Source organism: Ruegeria sp. AG6, from assembly GCF_056541565.1.
In genome coordinates this window covers 42,725-53,753 of the sequence record NZ_JBQFYQ010000001.1, presented here as the reverse complement: position 1 = coordinate 53,753, position 11,029 = coordinate 42,725, and the positions used below count along the sequence as shown (strand labels likewise).

The following is an 11,029-nucleotide window of genomic DNA, read 5'->3' as shown; positions in this document are numbered from 1 at the left end:
CTGGCACACAGGTCAGAGCAAGATACCAGAGACGCGTTGATGAAAGCCTTCATTCCCCTGCTCTGCCTGATCGCGTTGCCCCTGTGGGCTCAGAATGCGCCCGAGGGCTGGGCCGTATACCCAACCCAGAAACCGTATGCGGAACTGGTTGACGCAACCAAAGCCGCAATCAAGGAAAACGGGCTGATCGTCGTGACTCAGGCGGGCCCGACCAAAGCGGCGGCAGCACGTGGGATATCGATTCCCGGAAATCGCGTGATCGGCGCTTTCAACAATGACTACGCCGTGCGGGTTCTGGAAACCTCGGTCCACGCGATGATCGAGGCCCCGATCCGGTTTTACGTTACCGAGAACAAAGACGGGACGGCGAACCTGTCGTATAAAACCCCCAGTTTCGTCTTTGCGCCCTACGCCTCGGAAGGCGGTCAGAACCTGATGGATATTGCAGCAGAGCTTGACTCGACGTTTCAATCGATCGCTGAACGCGCAGTCAAATAGTCACACTGGCGTGAACCGCCTTGCGTCCGGGAACGTCCTCCGCAATCTGCTTGAAACGGTTCTATCGGAGCATGACTGATGCAAGACCCCTCGCCCCGCGCTGCGGATATTCTGGCCCAACGCTTATATGAAGCGGGGTGCCGACACGCATTCGGGATGCCGGGGGGCGAGGTTCTGACGCTGGTCGATGCGCTGGAAAAGGCTGGGATCACCTTTCATCTGACCAAGCACGAAAACTCTGCCGGGTTCATGGCCGAGGCCGTTCATCATCGCGACGGTGCACCTGCGATTCTGGTGGCCACTCTGGGTCCGGGCGCAATGAACGGGATCAATGTGGTAGCGAACGCTTTGCAGGATCGTGTGCCGATGGTCGTTCTGACCGGATGCGTCGATGCGGACGAAGCGTTGACCTATACCCATCAGGTCATGGATCACAGCCGGGTTTATCGCTCGATCACCAAAGGCACTTATACGCTGACAGCCAAAGGCGCGGATATCATTGCCGACAAGGCGGTGTCGCTGGCCATGCAGCCACGACCCGGCCCGGTTCATATCGATGTCCCGATCTCGGTTGCCGACACGCCTGTTAACGGCGTGAAACGCCGCCGGCTGGCCAAGGTCGCGCCGGTCAGCCCCGGTGGGGAATGCCTTGAGAAGGCCCGCCGCTGGGTGGCCGAGGCCGAACGCCCCATCGCCATCATCGGTCTGGATGTCCTCTATGACGACTCGCGCAGTGTCGTGCAGGCGTTCCTGGAGCATTTTGGCATTCCTTTCGTGACGACCTACAAGGCCAAAGGCGTCGTGCCCGAGGATCACGCGCTGTGTCTGGGCGGCGCGGGGCTGTCGCCGCTGGCTGACAAGCATCTTGTGCCTCTGATCGAACAATCGGATCTGGTATTGTGCCTGGGATATGACCCGATCGAAATGCGCCCCGGCTGGCGTGAGATCTGGGATCCGGAAGAACAGCGCGTCATCGATATCTCTGCCGTGGTCAACGACCACTACATGCATCAGGCTGGATTGAACCTTGTTGCCCACACGGGCGAGACATTGGAGGCAATAGCCAAAGGCAACCCGGCCCGTGAAACATGGCCGGGCAACGAGCCCGCGCAGGTCAAAGCCGCGCTGGCAAAGGCCTTCCCCACCGATGAAAGCTGGGGGCCCGCTGCCGTCATTGCCGAAACCCGCGCTGTCCTGCCGCCTGAAACACTGGCCACGGCCGACAGCGGTGCACACCGCATTCTGCTGAGCCAGATGTGGGCGTGCAGCGAAGAACGCGGGCTGATCCAGTCCTCGGCGTTGTGCACGATGGGATGCGCCGTACCCATGGCCATTGGCCTGAAACTGGCCGAACCCGACCGCCCGGTGATCAGCTTCTCGGGGGATGCGGGGTTCCTGATGGTTGCGGGCGAGTTGTCGACAGCGGCTGAAATGGGCGGCAACCCGATTTTTCTGGTCTTCGTGGATGCCAGTCTTGCCCTGATCGAGCTGAAACAACGTCAGCGACAGATGCGCAACACGGGCGTGGATTTCGGCCATCATGATTTTGCTGCCATGGGCCGGGCCTTTGGCGGCAATGGCCATACGGTTCGTAACAGGACAGAGTTGCGCGCCGCACTGGAAGCTGCTGTAAAGGCTGAGACATTTACGGTGATTGCTGCTGAAGTTGAGCGTGGAGGCTATGATGGCCGCATCTGAAGGCCCGTTGAAGGGTGTCAAGGTTCTGGACCTTAGCCGGATCCTGGCAGGCCCAACATGCACGCAGCTTCTGGGCGATCTGGGCGCAAGCGTCATCAAGATCGAAAACCCGGCAACCGGTGGCGATGACACGCGGCAATGGGGCCCGCCCTACGTAAGCGATGCCCAGGGCAACCGCTCGGATCTGAGCGCCTATTTCATGTCTGCCAACCGCAACAAGAAATCCGTGGCGCTGGATATCTCCTCGGCCGAGGGTCAGGCGGAAATCAGACGCTTGGCGTCACATGCGGACATCCTGATCGAGAACTTCAAACCGGGCGGGCTGACCAAATACGGGCTGGACTATGCCACCCTGTCGCAAGAGTTTCCAAGCCTCGTGTACTGTTCAATCTCGGGCTATGGTCAAACCGGCCCGAATGCCAGCAAGCCCGGCTATGACCTGATGGCGCAGGGCTATGGCGGGATCATGTCGCTGACCGGCGACCCCGAGGGCGCGCCCATGAAAGTGGGTGTTGGCATTGCTGACGTGATGTGCGGGATGTATGCAACCGTGGGTATCCTGGCCGCGCTGCGCCACCGCGACTTGACCGGCGAGGGCCAGCAGATCGATCTGGCGCTGGTGGATTCTCAGATCGCCTGGCTGATCAATGAAGGCGTCAACTATCTGACGTCAGGCAATGTTCCGCAACGACGCGGAAACGGGCACCCCAACATCGTTCCTTATGACGTCTACGAAACCGCCGATGGGCACGTGATTCTCGCGGTTGGAAACGACGGCCAATTCAGAAAACTCTGCAACTTCATCAATGCTCCTGAACTGGCAGACGATCCGAGATTCGCGACCAACCCGGCCCGTCTGGAACATCGTGATGCGCTGAATTCGATTCTTCGCCCCGCAGTGAAGGCGCTGGACACCCACACCGTCATTTCCGGTCTGGAGGCTGTCAAAGTGCCCGTCGGCCCGGTGCAGACGCTGGATCAGGTGTTCAACACGGAACAAGTGGCCGCAAGACAGATGCAGATTGCCATGCAGGCCCAGCCGGGTCAGGTCAACCTGATCGGGAATCCTCTGAACCTGTCTCGGACACCTGTAACATATCGTAACGCCCCACCGGTCTGCGGGGCCGATACTGAGGCTGTTCTGAGCGCCGAAAACCCGTTCGAGGATTGAAATACTTGCACATCTAGGCGACAAGTCGCTGAAACATGCCCTTGAATCGGCGGTTTTTTTCATCTTTTTCGCACACGTCATTTCACCAATTCGAGAGCAGCGTCGATACTGTTACGTCCCTCTCGCACACTCTGGTACATCGAACAGTGTCAAATATCGCAATCAGATTGGACCCAAGTATGAAACAAGACGTTTTCGGACAGATGAACACCCTGACCCAGCCGGCGGCAGTCGAAGCGTGGAATGGTGTTCTGCTTGGGTTCATGGCTCATGCCGCTGTCACGCCCCAGCACTTGGGCAAAGTGCTGGAACTCGAGCCCGACTTCGCGCTGGGTCAAGCGGTCAAAGGTCTGTTCATGGCGCTGCTTGGGCGGCGCGAGATGATGGCGGTTGCTGTCGAAGCGCTGGCTGCTGCCAACGCAGCGATGGAACGTCAACCTGTAACTGAACGCGAACGTCTCTACGTGGATGCGCTGGCCTTGTATCTGGCCGGACAACAGGCACAGGCGGTTCAGAAATTTGAAGCGATTCTGCGTGACCATCTGCAGGACACCCTGGCGATGAAACTAAGCCATGCGACCCGCTTCGTTCTGGGTGATGCAAACGGGATGCGCCGCTCGATCGAGCGTGTGATGCCCGCTTATGAGCCGGACCACCCCGGGCGCGGCTATCTGTTGGGCTGTCATTCTTTCGCGCTGGAAGAAACAGGCGCTTATGAAAAGGCCGAAATCGCGGGCCGTCAGGCGCTGTGGATGGTGTCCGATGATGCCTGGGGCCTGCACGCGGTGGCCCATGTCCACGAAATGACGGGCAATGCGCAGCTGGGCCTTGACTGGCTGGCCGGTCGCGAGGCGGCCTGGGCCCACTGCAACAACTTCCGTTACCACGTGTGGTGGCACAAGGCACTGATGCATCTGGATCTGGGTCAGGTCGATCAGGTGATCGAACTGTATGACAACCATATCCGCAAGGACAAAACCGACGATTATCGTGACATTTCAAACGGCACTTCGCTGTTGATGCGGCTTGAACTTGAGGGGGTAAATGTCGGAAATCGCTGGGAAGAGCTGGCTGATCTGAGTGCCGCACGAACGGAAGACGGCTGCCTGATCTTTGCGGATCTGCATTATCTGCTGGCGCTTACCGGTGACAATCGCGCTGATGCCACGGCCAAGATGCTAAACCGCATGAACAAGGATGCGGCCCGCGCCGACGACGACACCACCCGCCGCATGGCAGACCCCGGTATCGCTGCGGCCATGGGCCTGGAGGCCTTTGGCGACGGCCACTATGGAACCGCCTTTGATCATCTGCTCGCGGCGCGCGATTCCATGCAACTGGCCGGTGGCAGCCACGCGCAACGTGATGTATTTGAACGCATTACCATTGATTCCGGCCTGCGCGCAGGTCGCCTGGACGCGGTGGAACGCATTCTGGATGACCGTCGCGCCAAGCGCGCCGGGGGCGAAGACAATTATGCCATCGCGCGTCGCGCTCTGATCGACGCGGCCCGCGACAGCGGTGACGTCCAAAGCGTCCCCGCCGAATAACAAGAAGACCAAGAAGGACAGAAAACGTATGGCGACCATATCGCCCGCTTCTGATTTTGTACCCGCTGCGGCCCCGGCCGCAGCCCCTGCCAGTGCGCGTGATCCGCGTCTGGATTTCTATCGCGGCATCGCGATGTTCATCATCCTGATCGCCCATATTCCCAACGACCCCTGGGCAAAGTGGATTCCTGCCCGCTTTGGGTACTCGGACGCAACCGAGATTTTCGTGTTCTGCTCGGGCATGGCCTCGGCCATTGCGTTTGGCGGGGCATTTCTGCGCAAGGGATGGTGGATGGGCACCGCCCGAGTGGCCTACCGCATCTGGCAGGTCTATTGGGCGCATATTGCCCTGTTCTTCTTTGTTGCAATGACAATGGCCGCGTTGGATCAGACCGGCGCGTTCGAGAAAACCTATGTCTCGTCGTTGAACCTTCAGCATTTCTTCAATGACCCGGCCCCGCAAATGGTCGGGATTTTCACACTGACCTATGTGCCGAACTACTTCGATATCCTGCCGATGTATCTGGTCGTACTGGCGCTTATGCCGCTTTACATGGCGCTCTATCGAGTCAGTTTCTGGCTGATGGCGGCAGTTTGCGTGGCCATCTGGTTCGTCGCGCAAACCGGCGCGCTTGCCCTTCCCGCTGAACCCTGGTCCCAGCGCCAGTGGTTCTTCAACCCCTTCGGATGGCAATTGCTGTTTTTCACCGGCTTCGCCTTCATGCGCGGTTGGATTCCGGCCCCGCCCGTGTCGAAATCCTTGATCTGGGTGGCGATTGCCTTTGTCGTGTTGTCAGCCCCGTTCGGGTCATGGAAAGTCTTCACCTGGATCAACACGGCTGCACCCGAGCTTGGCGCAGTGATCCGCAAGGGCTGGCCCCTGACCGAAGAGCTGCGTGGCAAAACCGAGTTCGGCCTTCTTCGATATGTCCACTTTCTGTCGCTGGCCTATCTGGGATGGGTTGCAGCGGGCGAACACGGCCACCGCCTGATCGCGACGGGTCATGGTCTGGGCGCACGTATCTGGCAATTCCTGCTGGCCGTCGTCACCAAGGTCGGCCAGCAATCGCTTGCCGTATTTGTGTTTTCCATGGCTGCGGCACGGCTTATCGGTGTCGCGCTGGATCAGGCTGGGCGGGATGTCGCCACTGTCTTCGTCGCCAACATTATTGGGTTTGCGATGATCATCGGCGTTGCCTATCTGGCAGCTTGGTTCAAGTCACAACCCTGGAAGTCGAAGAAATGAATTTTACCCGTCGCGCATTCCTCGTCTCGACGACTGCTTTGGCCTTCGCTCCATCCGCTTATGCGACGAGCGGTGAGACGCCTTTTGACCGCGACTATGTAATCGAGGTGGCCCGCGATCTGGCCAGCCGCCCCTATGTGGAACGCGAGATGGTACCGCAGGAATGGCAGGATCTGACCTATCAGCAGTACCGTTCCATCCGGTTCCGGCTTGACCGGGCGCTGTGGTATGAAACCGACACGCCCTTCAACGTGGATTTCTTCACCCCCGGCCTCTATTTCCCGCGCACCGTCAAGGTGGAAACGGTCGAGAACGGCATGACCAAGCCGGTCGCCTTCGATCTGGAAATGTTCGACAAGTCAGAAGACGTGCCGCAACTGCCGATCGATGACACGCTGGGCTTCTCGGGCCTGCGCCTTCGAACTGAAATGCACCGCACCGGCAAGACAGATGAATTCTGCGTCTGGCAGGGGGCCAGCTATTTCCGCGCCATTGGCCTGCACGAGGTTTACGGACTGTCGGCGCGGGGTCTGGCGTTGAAAACCGGCGATCCGGATGGCGAGGAATTTCCCGAATTCATCCGTTTCTGGCTGGAACGTCCCGAACCGGGCCAACGCAACATGGTCGTGCATGCATTGTTGGACAGCCCCAGCGTGACCGGCGCCTATCGTTTCAACGTCACGGCGGGCGCGGATTGCATTATGGATGTCGAGGCAACGCTGTTCCCGCGCGAAGACCTGCCCCATGTAGGGATCGCTCCGGGAACTTCGATGTTCCTGTTCGACCAGACCAACCACAGCCGGTTCGACGATTTCCGCCCTGCTGTGCACGACAGCGACGGGTTGATGATCCGCAATGGCGCGGGCGAGGTCCTGTGGCGTCCGTTGGCCAATCCGACCCGATTGCAGGTCTCATCCTTCGTCGATACAAACCCACGCGGGTTTGGTCTGATGCAGCGCAAACGAGAGTTTTCGGACTACGCCGATCTCGAGGCCAATTACCACAAGCGCCCGGGCCTGTGGGTCGAGCCCCAAGAAGACTGGGGCAAAGGCTCGGTCACGCTGGTCGAGATCCCGGCAGATCAGGAAATCTATGACAACATCGTCGCCTATTGGAGGCCCGCTGAACCCTATGCGGCAGGCAGTCAGGTTGATCTGTCCTATCGCCTGATCTGGGGGGAAGAACCCCAGCGCACACCGATGCCGCGCGTGATCAACACCGCGATGGGCGAGAACACCTTTGGCGAAGGCCGGCTGGCCATCATCGATTTTGAAGACAGCGAACTGTTCGAGGACCTGGGCGCAATCACGGTCTTTGTGGATTCGCCACATGCGGAAACTTCGGAAGGCGTCTTGCAGCGCAACCCGGATACCGGCGGTCCACGGCTGGCGTTTTCATTCCAGCCCGGCGAACGCAACCATGTCGAGTTGCGCGCACAATTGTTGAAAGACAAACAGCCTGCCTCAGAGGTCTGGCTGTACCGTTGGACCACATGAGCCGCGATCTGCATATCATGCCGCCCGAGGCCCCTCTGGCGATGCCTGCGCAGAACTTCAGCGCACGGTTCCGGGATGCCGATGCGCCTTCCGGTCAGCACAAATCCGCTGCCGGTTTCTGGCGCGCGCTGGCTTTTTCGCCCGCGATGGCCGCCACTCTGGCCTTGCTGTGGGTCATGAGCGACTGGTTCGGCGCGGAAGGCATCAACGTGGTCGAAGCCATCCTTTTGACCTTGATTTCGTTCAACTTCTTCTGGATTTCCTTCACCGTCTGCACTGTTTTGCTGGGCATGGTGTCGCTGGCGAAACAGGAACGGCCTGAGCGTCGGACCGCGGCGCAACCCCTGCGGGTGGCCCTGCTGACCCCGGTCTACAATGAAGTCCCCTGGAACGTGTTGGGCAATGCCCGCACCATGCTGGAGGATCTTCAGGCGCGCGGCGGTAAACACCACTATGCCATGTTCATTCTGTCGGACACGCGCGATCCCGAGATTGCGGCGCAGGAACAGGCCAGCGTCGAAGCACTGCGCACCACCCTGGCACCCGGGCTTGAGCTGTATTATCGCCGCCGCGAACAGAATACCGACCGCAAAGTTGGCAACATCGCCGATTGGGTCAGCCGTTGGGGCGCGGATTGGGATGCCATGCTGGTGCTGGATGCTGACAGCCTGATGACCGGGCGCGCAATCCATCGCCTGACTGATGCACTGGCATGCGATCCGGGTGCGGGCTTGATTCAAAGCTATCCGCAGTTGATAGGCGCACAGTCAGTCTTTGCCCGGATGCAGCAATTTGCAAATGGTGTCTATGGCATCGCCTTTGCCGAAGGTCTGGCCCGTTGGTGCGGGCAAGAAGGCAACTATTGGGGCCATAACGCGATTATCCGCACCAAGGCCTTTGCCACCAGCGCCGGCCTGCCCAAGCTGCGTTCGTTCAGCGGTCAGGACAAGCTGATCATGAGCCACGATTTCGTCGAGGCCGGCCTGCTGCGCCGTGCCGGATGGGCCGTGCGATTTCTGCCGCGTATTCGCGGGTCATATGAAGAAACACCGCCGACCCTCATCGATCACGCCATGCGGGACCGCCGCTGGTGTCAGGGTAACTTGCAACACCTGAAATTGCTGGGTTCTTCCGGATTCCGTGCCGTATCGCGATTCCACATGTTCCACGGCGCGGTCGGCTATCTGATGTCCCCGTTGTGGTTTGCACTATTGTTGATGTGGGCGCTGATCGGTCAGGGTCAGGATGCCTCTGTCCTGCATTATTTCAGCCCCGACAATCCTCTGTTCCCGCAATGGCCCGAGATGTCGGAAACCCGTCACGTGCTGATCATTCTGGTCATGTACGCGATGCTGTTGGCCCCCAAGGTTCTGGGCGTTCTGGCCCTGCCGTTGAGCGGTGTACGCTACGCGGATTTCGGTGGCGGGCGCAAATTCCTTGCCTCTTTCCTGGCCGAGGTTCTGTTGTCGATCCTTTACGCTCCGATCCTGATGGTTCAACAGATGATCGCTGTGTTACGTACGGCTTTTGGCATTCAGCGCGGCTGGTCGCCTCAGGCCCGCGACGGTGGCACCTATGGTCTGCGAACGCTGATCCTGTGCCATGCGCTGGAAACCGTAAGCGGAGTGGCGCTGAGCGTCGGTATCCTGTCCGGTCTGGTGTCGGTCTGGCTGGCCCCGATCGCCATCAGCCTTGCGCTGGCTATCCCATTGTCCGCGCTCAGCGGTGTCTCGGCAGGTGCCGCGCGCAAGATGGTCGGAATGCGGGAAGACTTCAGCGAACCCGCCATTACCCGGTCAGCGCGCCGCTATCGCGATGAACTGAAGCGACTGGTCGAAGGCAAAGGCAACATGACCCCGGCCGAGTGATCAACTGCCGGGAAGCCCTTCGTACCAATCGATTATCATGTCGGCCCAGCCCGCGGGAACGGTGTGCCCTCCGGGGAACAGAGCAAATTCCAGCGCACTGCCTTCGGCACAGGTGGTCCAGCGGCGGCGCATGAAATCACCCGTCGCGCTGAACCCGGTTGGTTTGTGATCGACACAACCGTTCGCATCGCGCCAGATTTCGAGACCCGCATAGATATCACCCTGCTGAAAGCGTCCTCCGCCCAGCAAGCGCCCTTCCAGCGGCACCACATTGTCGGTCCAGCCATGCGTGTGGAACATGCGGATCGGACCTTTGCAGGTTTCAGGGTGCGGGCGCCAGAAACCACCGGACACCGGGACATAGGCCGAAAACGTATCGGGGCTCTCGCAGGCCAAATAGTTGACCATGAAAGCTCCGGCGGAAAACCCGCCCAGCAGGACACGGTCAGTGTCGATGCCAAACCGCCGTGCCGCGTCTTGCACCGCTTCGGTCAGAAAGGCGGCTTCGTCCCGCTCACCAAAACCGGGATAGAAATTCCAGCTTTTGGTGCCGCCCCGGTCGGGCCTTTCCAACCCCTCAGGGGCCATCACCGCATAGCCGCGCTCCAACAGCGGTTCGACCATCCCGCGATTGCGCATCGTGCCCGACCCGCTGCCGCCATACCCATGCAGGAACACCACCATTGGCGCATTGTCCGCGTCGGGCAGTTCGATGTGATAGGCACCCATGGGTGTCTCACAGGTATCCTCTTGACCGGCACACCCCGCGAAAGCGGTCTGCCCGGTCACTGCCAAGGCCAACGCCAGACTGAATTCCCGGATCATCCTGCATCCTCATCATATTTGCGCACCGGCAATCCGGCCCGAACCCATCCCGGCCCTGCGGCCGAACCCAACATACCCTCGGGCACGTCGATCACATTGGTGAATCCAGCTTCGATCAGGCGGTTGCTCAGGCGTGCCGAGCGAACGCCGCGCGCGCAAATCAAGGCCACCGGGGTCGCCGGATCGCCGCCAGCCAATTCCGTCAGTGCTTTGACAAAATCCTCGCGCCGCATGTCCAGCGGCACGGCACCTTCGGCTATGCCCGATGCGCGCCATTCACGCGGCGTGCGGATATCGATCAACAGAACGTTTCCCTTCGAGGCCTGCTCATGGGCCTCGGCAACCGTTATCCGGCCGCCGTCGTGGTCTTCGGGGATCAAACGGTATTCCCTGATCGCAAACCCGCCTGCAATCGCCGCGCATGCGCCGATCAACATCCATCTTCGGGCTCGGTTCACTTTCTCGGCCAAGCTTCAGCCTCCTGTTCGCTGACATGTGTTCTATCACAGATGGTCTGAAACGGGGGCGTTGAAAAACCCGGCCCGCATCAAGATCACGTCATTTTTTCGAATCCTTGCAGAGTTTCTGATGGGGCCAATAGGACTCTGTAAAAAAGTTACAATATCTGGACAGTCGGGAAAATATCCTTACAAAATTGGCTTCACACTGACCGCCCA

General features: G+C 59.7%; 9 protein-coding genes. 7 read left to right on the top strand and 2 right to left on the bottom strand.

Annotation, left to right across the window (positions count from 1 at the left end):
* Positions 1 to 39 precede the first annotated feature (39 nt).
* The 7 genes from ACR0I0_RS00245 (at position 40) to mdoH (ending at position 9,527) form a co-directional block, all read left to right on the top strand.
* Positions 40 to 498: a DUF302 domain-containing protein gene (locus ACR0I0_RS00245; protein WP_171613504.1), complete on the top strand. Its 459-nt coding sequence runs from the start codon at positions 40 to 42 to the stop codon at positions 496 to 498.
* A gap of 78 nt (positions 499 to 576) precedes the next feature.
* On the top strand, positions 577 to 2,196 hold the full coding sequence (locus tag ACR0I0_RS00240) for a thiamine pyrophosphate-binding protein (RefSeq protein ID WP_480489746.1): 1,620 nt from the start codon (positions 577 to 579) through the stop codon (positions 2,194 to 2,196).
* Positions 2,183 to 3,367, top strand: coding sequence for a CaiB/BaiF CoA transferase family protein (locus tag ACR0I0_RS00235; protein ID WP_209547179.1), 1,185 nt, complete (start codon positions 2,183 to 2,185; stop codon positions 3,365 to 3,367). Before ACR0I0_RS00240 ends, ACR0I0_RS00235 begins: the two co-directional genes overlap by 14 nt.
* 179 nt (positions 3,368 to 3,546) lie before the next feature.
* Positions 3,547 to 4,917, top strand: coding sequence for a tetratricopeptide repeat protein (locus tag ACR0I0_RS00230; RefSeq protein ID WP_480489744.1), 1,371 nt, complete (start codon positions 3,547 to 3,549; stop codon positions 4,915 to 4,917).
* 28 nt (positions 4,918 to 4,945) lie between these two features.
* A complete protein-coding gene (locus ACR0I0_RS00225; RefSeq protein ID WP_171633647.1) occupies positions 4,946 to 6,163 on the top strand; it encodes an OpgC family protein in 1,218 nt (405 codons plus the stop codon).
* Complete coding sequence (locus tag ACR0I0_RS00220; protein ID WP_480489742.1) at positions 6,160 to 7,659, top strand: OpgD/OpgG family glucan biosynthesis protein; 1,500 nt, start codon at positions 6,160 to 6,162, stop codon at positions 7,657 to 7,659. The genes ACR0I0_RS00225 and ACR0I0_RS00220 overlap by 4 nt, the downstream gene beginning before the upstream one ends.
* A complete protein-coding gene (mdoH, locus tag ACR0I0_RS00215) occupies positions 7,656 to 9,527 on the top strand; it encodes a glucans biosynthesis glucosyltransferase MdoH (RefSeq protein ID WP_480489740.1) in 1,872 nt (623 codons plus the stop codon). Before ACR0I0_RS00220 ends, mdoH begins: the two co-directional genes overlap by 4 nt.
* Here the strand turns inward: mdoH and ACR0I0_RS00210 are convergent, their stop codons facing one another.
* Positions 9,528 to 10,352 carry a CE1 family esterase gene (locus tag ACR0I0_RS00210; RefSeq protein ID WP_171723596.1) on the bottom strand — a complete coding sequence of 275 codons (825 nt, stop codon included), beginning with the start codon at positions 10,350 to 10,352 and terminating at the stop codon, positions 9,528 to 9,530. It lies immediately after the preceding gene.
* On the bottom strand, positions 10,349 to 10,789 hold the full coding sequence (locus ACR0I0_RS00205; protein WP_480488124.1) for a rhodanese-like domain-containing protein: 441 nt from the start codon (positions 10,787 to 10,789) through the stop codon (positions 10,349 to 10,351). Before ACR0I0_RS00205 ends, ACR0I0_RS00210 begins: the two co-directional genes overlap by 4 nt.
* Between the last annotated feature and the right edge of the window lie 240 nt (positions 10,790 to 11,029).

Bases quoted from the DNA above. Each gene is read 5' to 3' on its own strand.
- ACR0I0_RS00225 (WP_171633647.1), top strand. From the start codon at position 4,946: ATGGCGACCATATCGCCCGCTTCTGATTTTGTACCCGCTGCGGCCCCG.
- ACR0I0_RS00220 (WP_480489742.1), top strand. From the start codon at position 6,160: ATGAATTTTACCCGTCGCGCATTCCTCGTCTCGACGACTGCTTTGGCC.
- ACR0I0_RS00240 (WP_480489746.1), top strand. From the start codon at position 577: ATGCAAGACCCCTCGCCCCGCGCTGCGGATATTCTGGCCCAACGCTTA.
- mdoH (WP_480489740.1), top strand. From the start codon at position 7,656: ATGAGCCGCGATCTGCATATCATGCCGCCCGAGGCCCCTCTGGCGATG.
- ACR0I0_RS00245 (WP_171613504.1), top strand. From the start codon at position 40: ATGAAAGCCTTCATTCCCCTGCTCTGCCTGATCGCGTTGCCCCTGTGG.
- ACR0I0_RS00205 (WP_480488124.1), bottom strand. From the start codon at position 10,789: ATGTTGATCGGCGCATGCGCGGCGATTGCAGGCGGGTTTGCGATCAGG.
- ACR0I0_RS00235 (WP_209547179.1), top strand. From the start codon at position 2,183: ATGGCCGCATCTGAAGGCCCGTTGAAGGGTGTCAAGGTTCTGGACCTT.
- ACR0I0_RS00210 (WP_171723596.1), bottom strand. From the start codon at position 10,352: ATGATCCGGGAATTCAGTCTGGCGTTGGCCTTGGCAGTGACCGGGCAG.
- ACR0I0_RS00230 (WP_480489744.1), top strand. From the start codon at position 3,547: ATGAAACAAGACGTTTTCGGACAGATGAACACCCTGACCCAGCCGGCG.